This is a genomic window from Buchnera aphidicola (Eriosoma grossulariae), from assembly GCF_964059045.1.
In the GTDB taxonomy this organism is placed as follows: Bacteria; Pseudomonadota; Gammaproteobacteria; order Enterobacterales; family Enterobacteriaceae; genus Buchnera_D; species Buchnera_D aphidicola_A.
This window is the reverse complement of sequence record NZ_OZ060402.1, coordinates 427,560-450,908: the sequence shown is the minus strand read 5'-3', so window position 1 is coordinate 450,908 and position 23,349 is coordinate 427,560. Positions and strand designations below refer to the sequence as shown.

15 protein-coding genes and 1 pseudogene are annotated in these 23,349 nt (G+C 21.8%); 6 read left to right on the top strand and 10 right to left on the bottom strand.

The window, feature by feature from the left end:
* Positions 1-51 precede the first annotated feature (51 nt).
* From ybeY to prfB, 7 genes are all read right to left on the bottom strand, one after another.
* Positions 52-516: an rRNA maturation RNase YbeY gene (gene ybeY, locus AB4W51_RS01930; RefSeq protein WP_367676453.1), complete on the bottom strand. Its 465-nt coding sequence runs from the start codon at positions 514-516 to the stop codon at positions 52-54.
* Positions 517-819: 303 nt separating this feature from the next.
* Entirely contained in the window at positions 820-2,148 is a 1,329-nt protein-coding gene (miaB, locus tag AB4W51_RS01925) for a tRNA (N6-isopentenyl adenosine(37)-C2)-methylthiotransferase MiaB (protein WP_367676452.1), read from the bottom strand.
* A gap of 88 nt (positions 2,149-2,236) precedes the next feature.
* Positions 2,237-3,031, bottom strand: a complete 795-nt coding sequence (gene thyA / locus AB4W51_RS01920; protein ID WP_367676451.1) for a thymidylate synthase — start codon at positions 3,029-3,031, stop codon at positions 2,237-2,239.
* Positions 3,032-3,043: 12 nt separating this feature from the next.
* The gene (gene lgt, locus AB4W51_RS01915; protein ID WP_367676450.1) at positions 3,044-3,901 is read right to left on the bottom strand and encodes a prolipoprotein diacylglyceryl transferase; all 858 of its coding nucleotides are present in this window, start codon (positions 3,899-3,901) and stop codon (positions 3,044-3,046) included.
* 155 nt (positions 3,902-4,056) lie between these two features.
* Complete coding sequence (gene lysA, locus AB4W51_RS01910) at positions 4,057-5,295, bottom strand: diaminopimelate decarboxylase (RefSeq protein WP_367676449.1); 1,239 nt, start codon at positions 5,293-5,295, stop codon at positions 4,057-4,059.
* A 140-nt stretch (positions 5,296-5,435) separates the two neighbouring features.
* A complete protein-coding gene (gene lysS, locus AB4W51_RS01905) occupies positions 5,436-6,944 on the bottom strand; it encodes a lysine--tRNA ligase (protein WP_367676448.1) in 1,509 nt (502 codons plus the stop codon).
* 2 nt (positions 6,945-6,946) lie between these two features.
* Positions 6,947-8,045, bottom strand: a protein-coding gene (gene prfB, locus AB4W51_RS01900; RefSeq protein ID WP_367676447.1) for a peptide chain release factor 2 whose coding sequence is annotated in 2 segments (ribosomal slippage) — positions 6,947-7,981 and positions 7,983-8,045 — 1,098 coding nt in all. Because the reading frame shifts where the segments join, the coding sequence is not laid out codon by codon here.
* 232 nt (positions 8,046-8,277) lie between these two features.
* Between prfB and ygfZ the strand changes: the two genes are divergently transcribed.
* Together ygfZ and gmk are read left to right on the top strand one after the other, a co-directional pair.
* Entirely contained in the window at positions 8,278-9,264 is a 987-nt protein-coding gene (gene ygfZ / locus AB4W51_RS01895; RefSeq protein ID WP_367676446.1) for a tRNA-modifying protein YgfZ, read from the top strand.
* Positions 9,265-9,436: 172 nt separating this feature from the next.
* A complete protein-coding gene (gene gmk, locus AB4W51_RS01890; protein ID WP_367676445.1) occupies positions 9,437-10,063 on the top strand; it encodes a guanylate kinase in 627 nt (208 codons plus the stop codon).
* 303 nt (positions 10,064-10,366) lie between these two features.
* Here gmk and typA read toward each other — a convergent pair whose 3' ends face one another.
* Complete coding sequence (gene typA, locus AB4W51_RS01885; protein ID WP_367676444.1) at positions 10,367-12,193, bottom strand: translational GTPase TypA; 1,827 nt, start codon at positions 12,191-12,193, stop codon at positions 10,367-10,369.
* Positions 12,194-12,760: 567 nt separating this feature from the next.
* On the opposite strand from typA, the pseudogene yihA reads away from it, so the two are divergent.
* A pseudogene (gene yihA / locus AB4W51_RS01880) lies at positions 12,761-13,282 on the top strand (ribosome biogenesis GTP-binding protein YihA/YsxC); the annotation flags it as partial.
* 69 nt (positions 13,283-13,351) lie between these two features.
* On the opposite strand, the gene polA reads toward yihA, so the two are convergent.
* Together polA and AB4W51_RS01870 are read right to left on the bottom strand one after the other, a co-directional pair.
* Positions 13,352-16,075: a DNA polymerase I gene (gene polA / locus AB4W51_RS01875; RefSeq protein WP_367676443.1), complete on the bottom strand. Its 2,724-nt coding sequence runs from the start codon at positions 16,073-16,075 to the stop codon at positions 13,352-13,354.
* A 105-nt stretch (positions 16,076-16,180) separates the two neighbouring features.
* Positions 16,181-16,810: a DsbA family protein gene (locus AB4W51_RS01870; protein WP_367676442.1), complete on the bottom strand. Its 630-nt coding sequence runs from the start codon at positions 16,808-16,810 to the stop codon at positions 16,181-16,183.
* A 231-nt stretch (positions 16,811-17,041) separates the two neighbouring features.
* Here AB4W51_RS01870 and mutS point away from each other — a divergent pair, with 231 nt between their 5' ends.
* The 3 genes from mutS to cysI all read left to right on the top strand — a co-directional run bounded on the left by mutS (position 17,042) and on the right by cysI (position 23,346).
* Positions 17,042-19,594: a DNA mismatch repair protein MutS gene (mutS, locus tag AB4W51_RS01865; protein WP_367676441.1), complete on the top strand. Its 2,553-nt coding sequence runs from the start codon at positions 17,042-17,044 to the stop codon at positions 19,592-19,594.
* A gap of 222 nt (positions 19,595-19,816) precedes the next feature.
* Positions 19,817-21,631, top strand: a complete 1,815-nt coding sequence (locus AB4W51_RS01860; protein WP_367676440.1) for an assimilatory sulfite reductase (NADPH) flavoprotein subunit — start codon at positions 19,817-19,819, stop codon at positions 21,629-21,631.
* Positions 21,631-23,346 carry an assimilatory sulfite reductase (NADPH) hemoprotein subunit gene (gene cysI / locus AB4W51_RS01855; RefSeq protein ID WP_367676439.1) on the top strand — a complete coding sequence of 572 codons (1,716 nt, stop codon included), beginning with the start codon at positions 21,631-21,633 and terminating at the stop codon, positions 23,344-23,346. The genes AB4W51_RS01860 and cysI overlap by 1 nt, the downstream gene beginning before the upstream one ends.
* Positions 23,347-23,349 lie beyond the last annotated feature (3 nt).

Sequence of the window (23,349 nt, the reverse complement as noted above, 5' to 3'; positions counted from 1 at the left end):
GTTAATTTTGAAATTTTTTTTATAAATTTGATATAGAATAATTTTAAAAAATTATTTTTTTGATATATATGGATTTTTAAATCCAAAATGATATAAATAATTTATTTCGATTAATTCCATATAAACACGATCAAGTTTTTTAATATGATTATAACCGAGTAAATGTAAAATTCCATGTATGATAATATGAGCCCAGTGAGATTTAAATGATTTTTTTTGTTTGATTGATTCTTCTTGAATTTTTTTACTACAGATAACTAAATCTCCAATCAAACATTGATTTTTTTTATACGGTATAAAATAAGCAAAAGATAGTATATTTGTAATTTTATTTTGTTTTCTATATTGTTTATTTAATTTTTTTATTTCTAATTCATTAACAATTCTAATTGTAATTTTTGCATGTATTGATTGGTTTTTTAAAACTATTATTAACCATTTTTTAAAATATTTTTTTTTTGGTATATAACTATTATCACAAGATATAATTTGTAAATTTAATTGTAATATATTCATAATTTTAAAAAATCATGATTTTTATTTTTTGTTCATATAATTATATTATTGTTTATCATATTTTAAAATTTTTATCTATTAATTAATATTAATCATTAATATTATAGTTTATATTTTTATTAATTAGTATAATAATTGTATTTTTAAAACAATTAATATTTTGTTTTAAAAATGTTTAATAATTTATTTTTGATATTTATATATTATAAAATTAATAATATTAATTTTAAATATTTAATTTTTTTATTTGTGATGCTAAAAACATATAAAACATTAAAATATCATTATTCAGATAATAAATTTTTATTGCGAGGTTATCATTTGACCTTTGAGAGAATAAGAATGAATTTTTATAATTTTAACATTAATAATTTTTCCTATTAAATTTTTAGAACCTTTAAAAGTAACTATTCTATTGTTTTCAGTTTTTCCATATACTTCTGAACAATTTTTTTTCGAGATTTGCTCGACTAATACTTTTTGTGTTGTTCCTAGCATTTTTTGACTCCAATTTAATGTTTGTTCATTAATTTTTTTTTGTAAAATATATAATCGTTCTTTTTTTTCTTGCAAATTAGTATTATCTATTAAATTAGAAGCTGGTGTTCCTGGTCTTTTAGAATATATAAAACTAAAACTCATATCAAAATTAATATCTTCAATTAATTTCATAGTATCTTCAAAATCTTTTTGAGTTTCTCCAGGAAAACCTACAATAAAATCAGAACTGATTTGAATATTTTTTCTAGCTAAAGTTAATTTATTTATAATTTTTTTATATTCTTGTATTGTATGTAATCTTTTCATAAGTTTTAAGATTCTATCTGATCCGCTTTGAACCGGTAAATGTAAAAAACTAACTATTTTAGGTATTTGAGTATATGCATAAATAATATCATCTGTAAAATCAAATGGATTACTAGTAGTAAATCTAATACGATCTATACCATCTATTTCTGAAATTATTTGAAGCAATTCTGAAAATTTGTATATTTTCCCATTAAATCCTTTTCCTAGATAAGAATTAACATTTTGACCAAGTAAATTCACTTCTTTAATTCCTTGATCTGATAAATATGAAATTTCATATACAATTTCATCTAATGAACGACTAATCTCGTGTCCTCGCGTATATGGAACTATACAAAATGAACAATATTTGTTACATCCTTCCATAATAGAAATGAATGCTGTAGGTTTTTTTTGTATCGGAATATAATCAATATTAAATTTTTTATGATCATTAAAAGAAATATCAATAATTAGTTTTTTTGTTTTTTTTGCATGATCTATCATTTCTGGTAATTTATGTACTGTTTGTGTTCCAAAAATTATATTAATATAATTTGCACGTTTGTAAATATCTTTACCTTCTTGTGTTGCAACACATCCTCCAACAGCAATAATTAAATTTTTATTTTTATTTTTTAATTTTTTCCATCTTCCTAATTGATGAAAAAGTTTTTCTTGTGCTTTTTCTCGAATAGAACATGTATTTAAAATTAGTATATCTGCTTCTTTTGGATTATCAGTAATAATATATTGTTTGGTTTTTAGTTGGTTAATTATCATTAAGGAGTCATATTCGTTCATTTGACACCCCCATGTTTTTATAAATAATTTTTGATTCATAGTAATATACTCACTATATTTAACAGATTAATAATTAATTATTAATATTTTTATTAATTAAAATATATATAGAATTTCTGCAATTATTTTAAATAGATATTGTTGCTTTTATGCTTGGATAAGGATAATAATTAATAATTTTAAAATTTTTTTCTTCATATTCAAATAATGAATTAGGGCAATTGTTTAAAATTAATGTAGGTAATTGTTTTGGTTTTCGTTGTAGTTGTATTTTTGCTGGTATTAAATGATTTTTGTATAAATGTATATCTCCTCCTGTCCATAAAAACTCTCCCACTTTCAGACAACATTGTTGAGCCATCATATGAATGAGTAACGAATAACTAGCTATATTAAATGGTAAACCAAGAAAAATATCGCAAGATCTTTGATATACTTGACAACTTAAAGTTTGATCTATAACGTAAAATTGAAATAATACATGACATGGAGGTAATGCCATATTTTTAATTTCACCAACATTCCAGCTAGAAATAATAATTCTTCTTGAATATGGTTGTTTTTTTATTGTTTCAATAGCTAATTTGATTTGATCAATTGTTTGTCCATCATTGCTTCTCCATTTTCTCCATTGTTGTCCATAAATAGGACCTAATTCTCCTAATTGATTTGCCCAAGGATTCCAAATTGAAATATTATGATCATTTAAATATTTTATATTGGTATCTCCTTTAAGGAACCATAATAATTCATGAATAATGGATGGTATATGGCATTTTTTAGTTGTCAGTAAAGGAAATCCATCATTTAAATTAAAACGTAAGTTATATCCAAAAATAGAAAAAGTACTAGTTTTAGTACGATCTTTTTTATATTTTCCATTTTTAATAATTTTTTTTAATAAGGTTAAATATTTTTTCATAATTCCTCAAAATTATTTTGACATTTTTTTAGAATACATTAGAGTAATAATTCCAATAATTAACATTGGAATAGATAATATTTGACCCATACTAATATAATTATAAAATAAACCTAATTGTATGTCCGGTTCTCTAAAAAATTCAAGAACAAAACGAATAATTCCATAATAAATTAAAAAAATTCCTGATATATTACCAACAGGTTTTTTTTTATTTTTAAAATAATTAAGTAAAATAAATAATATGATTCCTTCAAAAAAAAATTCGTAAATTTGTGAAGGATATCTTGGTAGATTACCAAATTGATCAAATATTGATTGCAGTTCTGGTCGTGTTTGTAGAATTTTTAAGTCTATTTTTTTTGAAGCAGGAAAAAAAATGTAAATAGGGCTGTTAACATTAATTTTACCCCATAATTCACCATTTATAAGATTACCGATTCTACCGATTCCCAATCCAAATGGTGCTAATGGTGTAATAAAATCCAACATTTCTAAAAAGTTTTTTTTATTTTTTTTTGAAAATAAAAATATTGTTATAACAATTCCTATTAATCCACCATGAAAAGACATTCCGCCTTTCCAAATTTTTAAACATTCTAATAAATTATTTGAATAATAAAAGAAGTCATAGAGAAATATATATCCTAATCTTCCTCCTATGATCATACCAATAAAACATATATATAATATATTTACAGTTTCTTTTTCTAGCCAATATTTTTTATTCTTTTTAGCAAATTTTTTACCAGACCATATAGCAAAAATTAATCCTAAAAAATACATTAATCCATACCAATGAAATGAGAACATTCCAAATGAAAAAATAATTGGATTAAAATTAGGAAATAATATAAAATATTTATGCATTTTTCTCCATATTGATGTGTTATTAATTATTTTTTAATCAATTTCATTAATTGAATATTAATTAATATAATTTTTTTTAAAATTTTTTAAATAATTATTAATTATTTAGTTTTATTTTTATTGATATTATTTTTAATAAAAATTATATATTTTATTTAATTTAATTCTAATTGAAACATTTCTTTAAAAGTTTGTTTTCTTCTAATTAATTTAATAGAATTTTTTTTGAATAAAATTTCAGGTATTAATGGTCGACTATTATAATTTGAAGACATAGAAGCACCATAAGCACCTGTATCGTGAAAAATTAAATAGTCTCCAACTGATGGTTTAGGTAATAATCGAGTTATTGGAATATTATTATTTTGTGTAAAAATATCCCCTGATTCACATAATGGACCTCCTATGATTGTTTCTATTGGGTCACTAAATTTAATTTTTTTTGTATTTTTATCAATGATGGATATATAGTGGTAACTACCATACATTGTAGGTCGGACTAAATCGTTAAAACCGGCATTAATTAATGTATAATGTTTTAGGCCCATATATTTAATAGCTCTAACTTCAGATATCAAAATTCCAGATTCAGCTACTAAAAATCTTCCTGGCTCATGTTCTATCAATACTTCATGTCCTAAATATTTTTGAATTTTTTTTCTAGTAGAATCCCATAAATTGAAATAATTTTGAATATCTATAGTTTTATCTTCTGTTTTATAAGGTATAGGTAGACCACCTCCTGTTGATATCCATTTTATATCATATGGCAAATTATATATTGTATCTATCATAGCTTGACATGTTTTTTTTATATTTTTACCATTAATACCTGATCCAATATGTATATGTATACCAATAATTTTAAAATTATATTTTTTAATTGTTTTAATAGCTTGATTAATATTCCAAATTCCGTGTTTACTATTTTCTCCTCCAGTATTTGTTTTATTATGATGACCATCTCCAAATTTAGGATTAATTCTTAACCATATAGAATGATTAGGAGATAATGAACCTAATTGTTCAAGCATATCAATTGAACCAATATTAACTGTAATGTTTAAATGAATAATTCTTAATAATGTGTTGCTATCAAATATATCAGCAGTAAAAATGATTTCTTTTGGTTGAAATCCTGCTATTAATGCTCTTTCTATTTCTCCTTGTGATACTGCATCAATAAAAATACCAGCTTTTTTCATTATTTTGAGTATATTAATATTTGAACATGATTTTTGAGCAAATCTAATTTTATCAAAAGATTTTAATTCAAAAATTTTTTTTTGAATAATATTTTCATTATATATCCATATAGGTGTACCATATTTTTTAATCATTTGAATTATAGTATTAGTGTTAAAATTATTTCTAAAATTTTTTAATTTAGTCATATAGATCTCTTTGTTATGATTGAATATATATTAAAAAATTGTAATTTATTTTTAAATTACTTATTTTTATAATTCATAAAATGTTTATCTTTAATATAATATATTTTTTTCAATAAAATATTATTTTTTAAAATAATATTTTATTTTTGTTGGTTAGTTTTCATAGTTGGAAATAAAATGACATCTCGAATACTATTTTGATTAGTTAAGATCATAATCAAACGATCAATACCAATACCTAATCCTGCTGTTGGAGGAAGACCGTGTTCTAATGCTGTGATATATTCTTTATCATAAAACATAGCTTCTTGGTCACCGGCTTGTTGTTTTATTAATTGTTTATTAAAACGAATTTTTTGATCTTCGGAATCATTAAGTTCAGAAAAACCATTGGCTATTTCATATCCTCCTATAAAAAACTCAAATCGATCTGCTATATTTTTATCTAAATTATTTCTTCTAGATAATGGCGAAACTTCTATTGGGTATTCGGTAATAAATGTAGGTTGGATAAGATTTTTTTCTACATATTTTTCAAAAATTTCGTTTATTAATTTGCCAATTTTCCAATTTATATCATATTTTATTTTTAGTTTGTTCATAATTTTTGTTATTTTATTAATATCATATAAATCTTCTTTTTTGATGTTTGGCACATATTTTATAATTGATTCTTTCATAGTTAATTCTTCATAATTTTTAGAAAAATCAAATATATGGTTTTTGTATTTTGTAATATGATTTTGATTAATTTCATGATTAATTTTTTTCAGTAAATTTTGAATCAATTTCATCATATCTTTATAATCAGCATAAGCGATATAAACTTCCATCATAGTAAATTCTGGATTATGTTTTGTAGACATTCCTTCGTTGCGAAAATTTTTGTTAATTTCAAATATTTTTTGAAATCCTCCAACAATTAGACGTTTTAGATATAATTCTGGCGCAATTCTTAAATACATATTTTTATTTAATGTATTATGAAAAGTAATAAAAGGACGAGCACTGGCTCCACCTGGTATAGTTTGCAAAATTGGTGTTTCTACTTCTATAAAATGATTATTATGCATAAAATTACGAATATTTTTAATAATATTAGATCTAGTTGTAAAAATGTTTTTTACGTTTTGATTCATAATTAAATCAAGATAACGTAATCTATAACGTAATTCTTGATCAATTAAACCATGAAATTTATTTGGTAATGAACGAAGTGATTTAGTTAGCAATTCAATATTAATACAATTAATTGATAATTGACCAGTATTGGTTTTAAATATTTTTCCTGTAATACCTAATATATCACCTAAATCCCATTCTTGGATGTATATAAAATAATTATCTGGATTTAACAGATTATTTGATTTTATATAAATTTGTATTATTTCGTTTTCATTGTATAAATTAATAAAAGTAGCTTTACCAATGATTCTACGTTGTATTATTCGACCTGCTATCTTAACTGTAATATTTATTTTTTTTAATTCTTCTTTATTCATATGTGAATATTTTAAATAAATATCTTTATAAGAATAGTTTGGTTTAAATGTATTTGGAAATAAAAATCCATTTTTTTTTATTTCAATTAATTTATTTAATCTAGTATGGTATTCATTTTTATTATTGTTTTCATACTTTATATTCATTATTATATCCCGGATGTTAAAGTAGATAATATTAGTGATGTCAAATCTCCGTCTAATATGTTTTGTACATTTCGGTGTTCTTTTCCAGTTCTTAAATCTTTAATTTTTGATTGGTCTAATATATAAGAACGAATTTGTTTCCCCCATCCAATATCTGATTTTTTATTTTCTATAGTATTTTTTTCGATATTCTTTTGTTTTATTTTCAAATTATATAATTTTGCTTGTATTTGTTTCATTGCTTGTTCTTTGTTTTTATGTTGTGAACGATGATTTTGACATTGAGTGGTCATTCCTGTGGGTAAATGAGTGATACGTACAGCTGATTCAGTTTTATTTACATGTTGTCCTCCAGCTCCAGAAGCTCGATAAACATCAATCCGGATATCTTTTTCATGAATGTTTATTTTAATATCATCATTAATATCAGCATATACAAAAACAGAACTAAAAGAGGTGTGTCTTTGACTTCCTGTATTTAAAGGATTTTTTCTAACTAGTCTATGAATACCACTTTCAGTTCTTAGCCAACCAAATGCATAATTTCCTATAATACGCAGTGTGGCTGACTTAATACCAGTATTTTCTCCTTCTGATAAGTTAGTAATTTCTGTTTTAAAACCGATTTTTTCTGTCCATCTTAAATACATTCTGAGTAATATATTAGTCCAGTCTTGAGCTTCAATACCACCTGATCCAGATTTTAAATCTAAGTAACAGTTGAGATGATCATTTTTATTAGAAAAGATATGATAAAATTCTATATATTTAATTTTTTCTTCTATTTTTCTTATTGTTGATAATATTTCAGATTCTATTTGATTGTCTTGATTGTCTACTATTAATTCTGAAAAAAATTCTATTTCTTGGATAAGATTATCGATTTTATTGAAATCATTAATATTTTTTTCTATATTGTTTTTTTCTTGATTTAGATTTTTTAATCTATTACTATTTTCCCATGTTTTTGAGTCATTTAATTCTATTATAATTTCTTTTAGTTTTTCTTGTTTTTTGTTGTATTCAAAGATTCCTCCATAATTTTTTTTTATGTTTTTTAAATTCATTAATTTTATTTTTGATTGAATTAATTATTGACATATTATTTCTCTGTTTTATTTGATTTAATAAAATTATAGAATAAAGATTTATTGTATATATTTTTGCTGTATCATTTATTATATATGACATTGCAAAATATATTTTTTATAAAAACTATTGAATCAAAATATATATCAATTATTTTTTTTTTTAAACAAATTTTTATTATGATATCTTTATTTTTTTAGGTCTGAATATAAAATAATATTTTAATTTTTATAAGGTTTAATTTATGATTAATATAAAATTACAAAATAATTTTTTGCTCTCGCTTCAAAATGGATTAAATAATGTGCAAATTATAAAAAATTGGACGTGTATTTTTATGACAGGAATTGATGTTAAAAAATATTTACAAGGTCAATTAACAATTGATATAATTTCTTTGAATAAAAATCATCATCGAATTTCCGCACAATGCAATATTAAAGGTAAAATTTTAAGTATAATAAGATTATTTTGGTTAAATAATAATAGTGTTGTTTGTATTTTACGGACAAGTGTAGTTGAACAATCCTTGAGAGAATTTAAAAAATATTCAATATTTTCTAATATAAATATTTTTCAAAACAAAAAAATGATTTTGTTAGGTATGATAGGATTAAATATAAAAAAAATTTTACGAGATTATTATTTAGTATTACCAGATTATACTACACCAGTAGTACAATTAAATAATATTTATATTTTGTGGATAAATACACCGATAGAACGGTTTTTATTATTAATGCCATTGTCTTTGTTTAGAGATTTTCAAAAAAAAAATTATAATAACATTTGTTATAGTCAAATTGATTTTTGGCAAGCTCTAGATATGGCTTCTGGTTTGCCTATTATAGATGAAAAAATGATATTAAAATTTATGCCTCAATCAGTTAATTTAGATTTTTTAAAAGGTGTTGATTTTAATAAAGGATGTTATATTGGACAAGAAATGATTGCTAAAAATCATTTTTTAAATTTAAATAAAAAAATAATGTATTTTTTGATAGGATATAATATTTTTATTCCAGAAATTGGTTCAAGAATAACAGTAAAAAAAAGCAATGACTTTTATAACATTGGTATAGTTTTATCAGTATTGAAAATAGATAAAAATACAATTTGGATACAAGCTATTCTTAGTAAAAAAATTAGTAATAGTACTGTTTTTTATTTAAATCAAGATATAAAATACCCTCTTATTATTTTTAAATCAATTTTTTATAATATTAGTTAATAGTATATATGATAAATATTTTATGAATTATTTAATATAATTTATGTATATAATATTTAATTTTCATTACATTCAATAAATATTTTTTAAAAATATTTAATATATAAAAATAATACTTGTTTGTTTTTTTTTTATAATTTAAAATTTATTTTTTTATTATTTTTTTCTAATTATGAATACAGGTATTCTTTTTATTGTTTCTGCTCCTAGTGGTACTGGAAAATCAAGTTTGATTCAAGCATTTTTAAAAAAAACAGTATTATGTGATGTACATGTTTCTATTTCTCATACGACTAGAAAAATTAGACCAGGTGAATATCATGGTAAACATTATTATTTTATTTCTAAAAAAAAATTTTTACAAATGATCCAAGAACAAGATTTTTTAGAATATGCTAAAGTTTTCAATCATTATTATGGTACTTCTAAAACAATTATTAATCATTATTTATCTAATGGTTTAAATATATTTCTTGATATTGATTGGCAGGGAGCACAACAAATCCGCAAAAAAATTTTAACTGCTCGTAGTATTTTTATATTGCCTCCATCAAAATTAGAATTATATAGAAGATTACAAACAAGAGGTCAGGATACGAATCAGGTTATTTCTAAACGAATGAGAAAAGCAGTCTCAGAAATGCAACATTATGTAGAATATGATTATTTAATTATTAATGATGAATTTAACTTAGCAGTATCTCATTTAGAATTAATTATTCGTGCTGAACAGTTAAATATAAATCGTCAAAAGCATATTCATAAAAATTTAATTAAAAAATTAATTACACAATATTAGTTTTAAATTTTTTTCAATCTTGATTTTTAAGATGATAATATATATTTGTATTTAATTTAAGAAAATTATAAATTGATATTATTTAATATAATATATATATATTTCTATAATAAATTTTTGATTATTGATATTATATATATAATTTATATATATAAAATTTTAACTATATTTTTATATTTTATCATTTTTACATTTTTGTTTGTTTTAATTGAAATGATTAATATAATCCTATGATTTATATAGGATTATATTTTTTAAAACAAAATATTAATTTTAATATGTTTAAATATAAATTATATTATATTATGATTCTTTATTTTTTTTTCTAAAAAGACGTTTTCTTTCATTTTCAGTTAAATATTTTTTTCTAATTCGAATATTTTTAGGAGTAATTTCTACTAATTCATCATCATTAATAAATCCTAAATAATCTTCTAATGTCATACAAATATGAGGTGTTAATGTTATTGATTCATCTGTTCCAGAAGCTCTCATATTAGTAAGTTTTTTACCAGTTAAACAATTGACTGTTAAATCATTAGAACGATTATGTAAACCAATAATTTGACCTTCATATACTTGTGCACCATGACTTAAAAATAATTTTCCTCTTTCTTGTAAATTATATAATGCGAAAGCTACTGCCATACCTGTACCGTTCGAGATTAAAACTCCATTACGACGTTGTCCAATGTTATTTTTTTGCAAATTTCCATAATGACTAAAAGATGAATAAAACAAACCTGTTCCTGAAGTCATACTAATATATTCACTACGAAAACCTATTAATGCTCTACTAGATAGTGTATATTCTAAACGAATTCTATTTTTATTTATTGGTGTAATATTGAGCATTTCTCCTTTTCTTTCTCCTAGAAATTTCATAACAATACCTTGATATTTTATATCCATATCTAACACAATATTTTCAAATGGCTCTTGTTTTTCCCCATCAAATTCACGGAATATAACTTTTGGTCTGGATACTTCTAATTCAAATCCTTCTCTACGCATATTTTCAATTAAGATAGATAAATGTAGTTCTCCTCTTCCATATACACAAAATGTGTTAGAATTATTAGTTTCTTCCATATTTAAGGCTACATTATAGATTAATTCTTTTTGCAATCTTGCAGATATTTGACGTGAAGTAATATATTTACCTTCTTTTCCAGAAAACGGTGAACTATTTACTGAAAAAAACATCTTTATGGTTGGTTCATCTATACTTAATTTTGGCAATGGGTTAATTTCTGTAGGATCACAAATTGTATCTGAAATACTAATTTTTTCTATTCCAGTAATTGCGACAATAGATCCTGAAATTGCTAAATCAGTAGGAATTCTTTTTAATCCAATATAAGTTAATACTTGATTAATTTTACCTAATTTATTTTTTCCATAACTATCAGTAATATTAATTTGTTGATTAGGTTTTATAGATCCTTTTTTGATTCTTCCAATTCCAATAACTCCTAAATAATTATTATAATCTAATTGAGAAATTTGCATTTGTAGTTTTTCATTATAATTTTTTAATGGAGCAGGTACGTATTCTATAATAGCTTGATATAAATCTGTCATATCGTTTTTCATATGATTTATATTTCTTCCAGAAATTCCTTTTAACGCTGAAGTATAAATTATAGGAAAATCAATTTGTTTATCATTAGCATTCAAATTAATAAATAAATCAAAAATTTGATCAATAACCCAATTAGGTCTAGAATTTTCTCTATCAATTTTATTAATGACTACAATAGGATTTATTCCATAATTAAATGCTTTTTCTGTTACAAAACGAGTTTGAGGCATAGGTCCTTCTAGAGCATCTACGACTAATAATACAGAATCAACCATAGATAATACACGTTCTACTTCACCACCAAAATCAGCATGTCCGGGAGTATCAACAATGTTTATATGATATCCTTTCCATTGAATAGCAGTATTTTTAGCTAATATTGTAATTCCTCTTTCTTTTTCTAAATCATTAGAATCCATAATTCTATCTGTTTGTGTTTCATGTATATCAAAAGTACCAGATTGTTGTAGTAATTTATCAATTAATGTAGTTTTTCCATGATCTACATGAGCGATAATTGCTATATTTCTTATTTTTTGATTCATAATTTTTTCCTCAAATATTAATTATTTAAAAATTTATAAAACATATATAAAATATTGATATAAATTGAATAAAAATAAGAAATTTTTATTTTTAATAGAATTAAAGTATGTAATATAGAATATTTTTATATCATTGATTTATTTTGGTTTTTTTTAGAAAAATTATACTATTTTTTTAAAAATCTTCAAAGATTTTTAAAAATGGATTTATTTTCATAAGATTATTTTTCATAAAAAATTATAATTTTTATTATTATTAATTCACATGAAATATATATATTGATATGTTTAAATATATTAATTTAATTAATAATAATTTTATAATATTTATGATACTATAATTAGTAAATAGTTTTTATGCATTTGCTATATTATTAAATGTAATTAATATTGGTTATAAATTTTTCTATTATTAATGTAAACATTTTTATTGGGTAATCATAAATATTAATTTACTAAATTATTTTTTAATGAAAGGTTGTATATGTTTTTAAATTATTATAAAGATACTTATTTTTTAACTAGTATGGTTAATATAAAAAAAAAAATCTTTTTAAAGATGGAAAAGAAATTGCATTTCTTGGTTATTCGAATGTAGGAAAATCAAGTGTTATTAATATTTTAACAGATCAGAAATTTTTATCTAAAACTAGTAAAAAACCTGGTACAACAAGAATGATTAATTTTTTTGAGATATCTCCAGGATATCGTTTAGTAGATCTACCTGGATATGGATATGCAAAAGTATCAAAAAAAATTAAGTTTGATTGGAATATAGATATAAATAAATATTTGTTAAATAGTACTTCTTTAATAGGTTTGATCATTTTTATGGATATTCGTTATATCATAAAAGAATTAGACAAAAAATTTTTAAATACATTAAATAAAAATAAAATGTTATTGTGTATAGTATTAACTAAAGCAGATAAATTAAGTTTTAACATGATCCAAAAAAAAATAATTTTTATAAATAAATATTTATCAATATTTAGATTAAAAATTGATGTGATTATATTTTCATCTTTTAAAAATATTGGAATTAATGAATTAAAAAAAAAGATAAATTGTTGGTTTACATTAAATTAATATTTTATTTTTAAAAATATAATATTTATAGTTTATTTTATGGTATAAGCTGTTTAATATTTATATATTTTAATCAATTTTTTTTAAATTATTCCAATTTTTTCCAATTTTTATATTAACATTTAGTGGAAGGTCTAATAAAAAACTATTTTCCATTAAATACATAATTCTATTTTTAATTTTTTGTAGGTATTTTTCCCTAATTTCAAATATCAATTCATCATGTACTTGCATAATAATTTTTGCGTCAGATAAAAAATTTTTTTTAAAATAATGATCTATTTTTATCATAGATAATTTAATTATGTCTGCTGCTGTTCCTTGAATTGGTCCATTAATAGCTGTTCTTTCAGCTGATTGTTTTAAATATGTTTTTTTAGAATTAATATTAGGTATATATATTTTTCTACCTGTTAATGTAGACACATAACCTTTTATTTGAGCACATTCTTTCGTTTTTTTTATATATGATAATATTCCTGGATACTGAGAAAAATATGATGTGATATGTTTTTCTGCTTCTAAATAATTTATATCAAGTTGTTTTGATAATCCAAATGGGCTAATACCATAAATTATTGCAAAATTAATTTTCTTTGCATTGTTTCTTTGTTCTTCTGTTACTTGATTTTTAGGTATATTAAATATTTTAGAAGCTGTTAAAATATGTACATCTTGTTTTTTTATGAAGTGTGTGATTAATTTTGTATCTTGAGATAAATGAGCCATAATTCTTAATTCAATTTGAGAGTAGTCAGCAGATAATAGAATAAAATTTTCTTCTGATATAAACGCTTCTCTAATTTTTTTTCCATTTTTTTTTCTAATAGGAATATTTTGTAAATTAGGATAACGAGACGATAATCTTCCAGTTATAGTAGTATTTTGATAATATGAAGTATGAATTCTACCAGTATTGTTATTAATCATATTAGGTAGTTTATTAAAATAATTTGTTTTTAATTTATATAAACTTCTATATTCTAAAATTATTTTTGGTAATAGATTATTTTTAGATAGTTGTTTTAAAACATATTCATTAGTAGATATATTTCCTTTTTTTGTTTTGTTAATAATTTCTGAATAATTTTTGTCTTTTTTATAAAATAAAACATTTTGTATTTGTTTATTAGAAGATAAATTAAATTTTTCTCCAACTAATTGCTGTGCTTTAAGTATTAATTTTGATAATTGTTTTGTAATGATTAAAGATTGATTTTGTAATATTTTTTTATTAATTAAAACTCCATTTTGTTCAATTCTAAATAGTATAGGAATAAGAGGTATATCAATTTTTTGAAATAAATTTTTAATTATTTTGTCTGTTTTTATTTTTTTCCACATTTTAATATGTAATTGAAATATAATATGTGCTTTTTCCCCTAAATTAGATTCATTAGTATAATTATTTTTTGTTTGAGAATTTATATATTCTATCAATAGTAAATTTAATTCAATAATTTTTTTAGGATAACTATAATATTTTAACTGATAATTGATATATGATTCTAACATAACATCAAAAATAGCTCCTTTTAGTTCAATATTATATTTTTTTAGTGCATGATAATATTTTTTCAAGTTAAATCCAATTTTAATTTTTTTGGGGTTTTCTAATATAGATTTGAGATTATGGAATATATCAATTGGATTTAATTTTAAATTGTTTTTAGATATTTTAGTAAAATCAATATAAAACGATTCTTCACTGATAATAGATATACCAAGACCGATGATTTCTGGAGATAGTTCTAAAACATTATCTAATTCTATTAGAATAGAAAAAATTGATAATGTATTTAGTTTTTCAATACAATATTTTAATATTTCTATTGAGTCAATATTGTAATTAATATTTTTTTTTTGAATTATTTCGATTTGTTTTTCAATTTTATTATTTTTTTTTTTATTATTTATAAAAAAAAAATTATTCATATTTTTTTTCCAATTGTTAAAATTATAATAATCGAATACTTGAATAAGTTTCTCAAAATTTGGATTTTTGATTTTAGGATCTATTATTTTTGGATCTATTTTTATGTTTTTTTTGATTTTAGATAATTTATAAGATAAAAAAGCTGTTTTTTCATTTTTTAAAAGTGTTAATGCGATAGTTTGAGCTTTTCTAATTGGTAAATATGAAATATTATTTATATTTTTATAAATATTTTTTATTGATCCATAATTTTGTATGAGTAATACTGCTGTTTTTTTTCCAATTCCTGATACACCTGGTATATTATCTGATACATCACCCATTAAACCAAATAAATCAGGTATGAATTTTGCTTTAATACCATATTTTTCTTCAATTTCTTTTTCTCCAATAATATTCTTGTTGTTAATAATTTTTATCTTTGAAGTGACTAATTGTCCTAAATCTTTATCATTAGTGCCAATTAAAATTAAATCACTTTCATTAGAATAAATAGTAGATAAAGTTCCAATAATGTCATCTGCTTCGTAGTATGGGATAGTTAAAGTATTTATGCCTAAATATTTGATTATTTTTTTAACTGGATTAATTTGTTTTTGAAGTTCTTCTGGCATTGGTTTTCTGTTAGCTTTATATTTTGGAAATAATATTTTTCTGAAATTTTTTTTTGGTGAATCAAAAACGATTATAATATTATCTGTAGCATGTTCAAAAAACATTTTTTTTAACGTATTAATCATTCCATATATAGCTCCTGTGGGTTGCTGGTTTTGATTAGTTAAACAAGGACAAGCATAAAATGCACGATATAAATAATATGTACCATCAATTAATAAAATAGATTTTTTTTTTGACATGGATTATTCTTGATTAAGGTTTGAATAAAAAATATATTTAATATGTTTTATTATTGTAATATAAATTTTTATATATTAAAGATATAATGATTTTTTCATTTTATTTTATTTTTGTTGTATTAAATATTTTAAAAGATTTATATATTCTGTAATAAATTGATGATGAGACACGTTATTAAATGATTCATTATTAATAATATATTTTCCATTAATTAAAAATGTTGGTATGTATTTTAAATAAATTTTTTTAGTTAATTGTTGATTGTTAAAAATTAATTGATGTACTTGATAACTATTCCATAATAAATTATATTTTTTGCTTGTTATATTAGTATATTTAATAAATATTTTTTTGATATTGTTTTTGTTAAGAGCAAATGTATTTTCATGAATGTATTTAAATATAGGAATAAGAATCTTTTTTTCAGCATGAATAGATATAGCCATTTGCCAAATATGTGTTAGCATTTGATCAAATTGATTATTTAAAAAGTTTACATGACACATTTGTATTTTATTTTTCGAAGATAATATATTTTCTATTTTTTTATTTAAATTCAATTGTTTTTCCAATTGATAACAATGTGTACAAAAAAAAGAAAAAAATTCTACAATAGTAGGAACATTATGAATTCTTTTAGGAATACGTATATAATGTTCTCCTTCAATAAAAGATTGTGCAAATAAATTGGATGAAAATATTATGCTTATGATAAAAATAAATAGTTTTTTCAATTTTATTCTCTAAAATTTAGTAATAATATTTCTTTGAATATAAATTATATTGGTTTTTTGATGTTGAATAAATAATATAATTTACTTAATTTATTTTAATTTAAGATATAAATGATATTATCATTGATAATTAAATGTTATTAATATTGTTTTAGATTATAATTTAAATATAATATTATTTATTATACACATAATATAAAAAATAATAATATTTATTTTAAATATAATTTTATGAATGATTTAAAAGAAATTAAGAATAATAGCAAGATTATTTTGCAAAAAAAAAAAAATAGTTTTCATACTCCAATGATAAAACAATATCTAGTGTTTAAAAAAAAATATCCAAATATGTTTTTATTTTATCAGATGGGTGATTTTTATGAACTTTTTTTTGACGATGCTATACAATCGTCTTATTTATTAAATATTAAATTAACTAAAAGAGGATATTCTTCTATTAATACTATTCCAATGTCTGGAATTCCTTGTTGTAATGTTAATTACTATATATCAAAGTTAGTTAAATTAGGTAAATCTATTGTTATTTGTAATCAAATAGGAAATAAATCATTACAAAAAGGATTAATGAAACGGAAAATTGTAAAAGTTATAACACCTGGTACTGTTACAGATGAAGATTTTTTATCTGAAAATATAGATAATTTATTAGCTGCAGTATATGAACATAAAAATAATTTTGGTTATGCCACTTTAGATCTTTCTTCTGGTAGATTTTATGTTTATGAATATAATACAAAAGATGCATTATTAGCAGGAATTCAATCTACAGATCCTCAGGAATTATTATACCCTGAAAATTTTTTACATATTAATTTAATTAAGCATCGTAAAAATTTAAAAAAATGTTCTGATTCTGATTTTGAAATGAATTTAGCAAAAAAATTATTAAATTTACATTTTGGTAAGAAAAATTTATCATGTTTTGGAATCAGTGATAATAGTATTGTATTACCTGCAGCAGGTTGTTTATTCATTTATGTAAAATCTATGCATTATAATCATTTTGATCATATTCGTTCAATAAAAATGTTAAATAATCAAGATTATATTTACATGAATTCAACTACAATTAAAAATCTTGAATTGGTTAAAAATCTTTCTGGTGGAAATAGTAATACTTTGCTTTCTGTTTTAGATCGTACAGTTACAAAAATGGGTAGTAGAATGTTAAAAAGATGGTTGTATTTTCCCATTCGTAATAGATTAACTATTAAAAATAGACAAAAAATTATTTTTGTATTACAAAAACATTATTATCCCTTGCAACAATTATTAATTCATATTGGTGATCTGGAAAGAATTGTTTCAAGACTTTCATTACGTACTGCTTTACCGAATGATTGGTTGTCTTTAAGGATTTCATTAAGAATTATTCCTAAAATTCATAATCTTTTATCAGATATTAGTGAAAAAAATTTAAATATATTATTGTCATATATTGGATTATTTCCTGATTTGATTCTTATCTTAGAAAGATCTATTGCTGAATTTCCTTCTATTTGTATTCGTGAAGGAAATGTTATAGCTGATAAATATAACTTAAAATTAGATGAATTAAGACAATTAAAAAAATCAGCTAAAAACATATTAATTAATATAGAAAATCAAGAACGTGTTAAATTAGGAATTAGTAATTTAAAAATAAGTTTTAATAGTTTAATTGGTTATTATGTTCAAATAAGTAATAAATATTTAGAATTCATACCTAGTCATTATGTTAAAAAACAAACTTTAAAACATTTTACTAGATTTACGTTTTCGGAATTACAGCAATTTCAAGAAACATTTTTAACAGCTGATTTTAGAGCTATTGAATTAGAAACAGTATTGTATGAAGAATTATTTGATATTATTTTTCCTTATTTAAAAGAATTACAAATTGCCGCTATTTATTTGTCAGAATTAGATGTATTAGCTAATTTATCAGAAAGATCTATTCAATTGAATTATGTTTGTCCGTTGATAACTGAAAAAAATGAAATTATTTTAGAAAAAAGTAGGCATCCAGTCATAGAAGAAATTTCACAAATATCTTTTATTGCTAATGATGTATTTTTATCACAAAAAAAAAATGTAATGATTATTACCGGACCAAACATGGGTGGAAAGAGTACTTATATGCGTCAAATTGCACTTATTGTAATTTTGTCTAGTATAGGAAGTTTTGTTCCTGCCAAAAAAGCTAAAATTGGTATTTTTGATAAAATATTTACTAGAATAGGATCAGCCGATAATTTGTTTAGAGGTCAGTCTACTTTTATGGTAGAAATGATTGAATTATCTAGTATTTTAAATCATGCGACAGATCATAGTTTGGTATTAATAGATGAGATTGGGAGAGGTACTTCTAATTGTGATGGATTAGCTTTAGCTTGGTCATGTGTAGAATATCTAGTTACTCAAATTAATTCAATTACTTTATTTTCTACTCATTATGTTGAATTAACATTATTAATACATAAATTTAAAACAATACAAAATATGTTTTTTAGTATATTGAAAAAAAATGATGATATTGTTTTTCTATATACTATACAGCCTGGTATTTCTAAAAATAGTCATTCTTTATCAGTGGCAAAAATGTCTGGTTTACCTTCTGATGTAATTATTAGAGCAAAAAAAAAATTAAAAGAATTAAATTCTATCAAATTAGATATACAAAAAAATAATATTTTAATAAATTTTATTATTTCCTTAGAACCAGAAAATATTTCTCCTAGAAAAGCTTTAGATTATATTTATTTTTTGAAATCTATTATATAAATTTTAATTAAAATTTGAATCAAAATTTATTATAAATTTTATTATTTTTATATATTTTTAAAAATATTTTTTTTGATACAAATAATTATTTATTTTTAAAACATTATTTATTAAAATTCTAATATTTTTTAGTATTTATAAAAATGATATTTTTAATTTTTTTCATTAAATAACTAATTTTTTATTATTTTTTACATATTTATATAGCGGATATTAAGTGCAATGACAAATTACGATGATTCAAATCATTTATTTCCTATTAATTCAGAAATATTATCGTCTTTAAAAATTGATTCTAATCGTTTATCAAAAATGCAATTGGCATGGATTTCTGGTTATTATTGGGGTAAGATTGATCATGATGAAAAAAATATAGTTTTAAATTCTGATTTAAATAAAAAAAAACCTCCTGTTGTTTCTATTGTATCTGCTTCTCAAACTGGGAATGCATATCAATTATCAAAATTATTATTTAATGATTTAAAATCAAACAATATTGAATCTAATTTATTACAGGCATGTGATTATTCTTTTAAAAAAATTCAAAAAGAACGATTTTTAATTATTATTACTTCTACTCAAGGAGAAGGGGAACCTCCAGAAGAAGCAATATCTTTTTATAATTTTTTAATGTCAAAAAAAGTACCTAAATTAAATAATCTTTTTTTTTCTATTTTTGGATTAGGAGATTCTTCTTATAATTTATTTTGTCAATCTGGAAAAGATTTTGATTCTAGATTACATGAATTAGGAGGTATAAGATTAATTGATCGTATTGATGCAGATATTGAATATAATGAAATAGCAAAAATATGGCGTAGAAATTTGATTGTTGAATTAAAGATAAAATTGAAAGAACAAAGTTTTGTTAATAATTCAGTATCAAATATCGTTAATCACAAATCATTAATTAATAATATTAATGAATTTACAAAAGAAAATCCATTTCAGGGAGTGTTATTAGTCAATCAAAAAATTACTGGTAGAAATTCAATTAAAGATGTCAGACATATTGAAATTGGTATTGATAATTCTAAGATTGTTTATCAACCAGGAGATTCATTGGGTATATGGTATGAAAACAATCCTGAATTAGTATTGAATATTTTAGCAATATTTAATATTGATAAAGACGAATTAGTTAAAGTTAATAATAAATCGATGAGTATATTTATTGCTTTAAAAAATTTTTTTGAATTAACGATTAATACAATTAAAATTATTAAAAATTATGCTTTATTAACCAATAATAATGATTTTAAAAAATTAATTTTAGATAAAGATAAAATTAATGCTTATTTAAAAAAACAATCTATTTTAAGTATGTTTAATAATTTTCCAACAGTTTTGTCAGCTTTGCAATTAGTTAATTTATTAAGACCTTTAACTCCGAGATTTTATTCTATTTCTTCTTCTCAAAAATTATTAAATGATGAAGTACATATTACAGTTGGAGTAGTTCAATATTTTTTATCTAATTATTTATGTCAAGGTGGTGCTTCTAGTTATTTATCATATAGAGTATCAGAAGATAGTAAAATTCGTATTTTTATTCAGTCTAATAACCATTTTCGTTTACCTAAAGATGGTGATATTTCTATTATTATGATTGGTCCTGGAACAGGAATAGCTCCATTTAGAGCTTTTATGCAAGAAAGAGAATATTTACAATCAAAAGGAAAAAATTGGATTTTTTATGGAAATCAAACTTTCACGGAAGATTTTTTATATCAAAGAGAATGGCAAAGATATTATAAAATGGGTTTATTAACTAAAATTGATTTAGCCTGGTCTAGAGATTCTAGTCAAAAAAATTATGTTCAACATGAAATTTGGAGAAAAGGGCAAGAAGTATGGGATTGGATTTCAAATGGAGCATATATTTATATTTGTGGAGATAAATCTAATATGGCTAAAGATGTTGAATGGACTTTATTAAAAATTTTTGAAAAGTATGGATTTATGGATAAAGATAAATCTAATGAATATTTAATGCATTTACGTATTAATAATCGATATCAAAGGGATGTTTATTAATGTCTAAAAATATTAAAAATAAACAAGATAATAATATAGAGCAGTTATCTGATTTTGAACGTATAAAAGTAGAAAGTAATTACTTAAGAGGTAGTATTACTGATGATTTAAAAGACAATTTAACTAATGGTTTTACAGGAGATAATTACTCTTTAATAAGATTTCATGGCATGTATCAACAAGATGACCGAGATATTCGTGCAGAAAGAATACAACAAAAATTAGAACCAAAACATGCTATGATGTTAAGATGTCGATTACCTGGTGGTATAATTACACCTTTGCAATGGTTAAAAATTGATGAATTTTCAAATTTACATACAATTTATGGATCTATTCGGTTAACTAATCGGCAAACTTTTCAGTTACATGGTATTTTTAAAAGTAAATTAAAAATGATTCATAAAATTTTACATGAAATTGGACTAGATTCTTTAGGTACTGCTCATGATGTAAATCGTAATGTATTGTGTACATCTAATCCAATAGAATCGACACTACATGATGAAGTTTATAGATGGGCAAAAAAAATATCCAATCATTTATTACCTAAAACTAAAGCATATTTAGAAATTTGGTTAGATAAATCTAAAGTAATTACTACAGATCATGAACCAATTCTTAGTAAAAGATATTTACCTAGAAAATTTAAAACTGGTATATTAATTCCTCCTGATAATGATATAGATTTACATGCTAATGATATGAATTTAATAGCAATTGTAGAAGATAATCAATTAGTTGGTTTTAATATATTAGTCGGTGGTGGTTTATCTATTGAACATGGGAATAAGAATACTTGGCCATCATTGTCAATAGAATTTGGATTTGTTTTATTAAGAAATATATTAATTGTTGTTGAATCAATAGTAACTACTCAACGAGATTGGGGAAATCGATGTAATAGAAAAAATGCTAAAACTAGATATACATTACAAAAATATGGAATAAAAAATTTTAAAAATGAAGTAGAAAAAAGATCGAATATAAAATTTGAATCAATTCGTCCTTATAAATTTTTAACTAGAGGAGATCATTTTGGATGGAAAAAAGGAATAGATAATAAATGGCATTTAACATTATTTATACCAGGAGGGAGATTATTAGATGATAAAAATCAATTGTTAAAATCAGGAATGAATGCTATTGCGAAAATTCATCGCGGGGATTTTCGTTTAACTGCTAATCAAAACTTAATTATTGCCAGAGTAGATGAAAATGATAAAAAAGATATTGAAGATATAGCATTAAATTACGGATTAATCAAATCAGTAACAAATTTACAAAAAAGTTCAATGGCGTGTGTTGCTTTTCCGACTTGTCCATTAGCAATGTCAGAATCAGAACGTGTATTATTAATTTTTATAAAAAAAATTGAAAGAATTATGAATCAATATGGTGTAGGTGCTAAAAGTATAGTATTTCGTATTTCTGGTTGTCCTAATGGTTGTGGAAGATCATTGTTGGCAGAAATTGGTTTAATAGGTAAATCTTTGGGTCGTTATAATTTATATTTAGGAGGCAATTCGATCGGTACACGCATAGCTAGTTTATATTCTGAAAATATTAATGAATCAGAAATTTTTAATATTTTAGATAAATTAATCAAATTATGGTCTGAAAAACGTTATCCAAAGGAAAGATTTGGTGATTTTTGCATACGTTATAATATATCAAAAAAAATTATCAATTCTATGTTAGATTTTTGGAGTTAATCA

Bases quoted from the DNA above. Each gene is read 5' to 3' on its own strand.
- ybeY (WP_367676453.1), bottom strand. From the start codon at position 516: ATGAATATATTACAATTAAATTTACAAATTATATCTTGTGATAATAGT.
- miaB (WP_367676452.1), bottom strand. From the start codon at position 2,148: ATGAATCAAAAATTATTTATAAAAACATGGGGGTGTCAAATGAACGAA.
- thyA (WP_367676451.1), bottom strand. From the start codon at position 3,031: ATGAAAAAATATTTAACCTTATTAAAAAAAATTATTAAAAATGGAAAA.
- lgt (WP_367676450.1), bottom strand. From the start codon at position 3,901: ATGCATAAATATTTTATATTATTTCCTAATTTTAATCCAATTATTTTT.
- lysA (WP_367676449.1), bottom strand. From the start codon at position 5,295: ATGACTAAATTAAAAAATTTTAGAAATAATTTTAACACTAATACTATA.
- lysS (WP_367676448.1), bottom strand. From the start codon at position 6,944: ATGAATATAAAGTATGAAAACAATAATAAAAATGAATACCATACTAGA.
- ygfZ (WP_367676446.1), top strand. From the start codon at position 8,278: ATGATTAATATAAAATTACAAAATAATTTTTTGCTCTCGCTTCAAAAT.
- gmk (WP_367676445.1), top strand. From the start codon at position 9,437: ATGAATACAGGTATTCTTTTTATTGTTTCTGCTCCTAGTGGTACTGGA.
- typA (WP_367676444.1), bottom strand. From the start codon at position 12,193: ATGAATCAAAAAATAAGAAATATAGCAATTATCGCTCATGTAGATCAT.
- polA (WP_367676443.1), bottom strand. From the start codon at position 16,075: ATGTCAAAAAAAAAATCTATTTTATTAATTGATGGTACATATTATTTA.
- mutS (WP_367676441.1), top strand. From the start codon at position 17,042: ATGAATGATTTAAAAGAAATTAAGAATAATAGCAAGATTATTTTGCAA.
- AB4W51_RS01860 (WP_367676440.1), top strand. From the start codon at position 19,817: ATGACAAATTACGATGATTCAAATCATTTATTTCCTATTAATTCAGAA.
- cysI (WP_367676439.1), top strand. From the start codon at position 21,631: ATGTCTAAAAATATTAAAAATAAACAAGATAATAATATAGAGCAGTTA.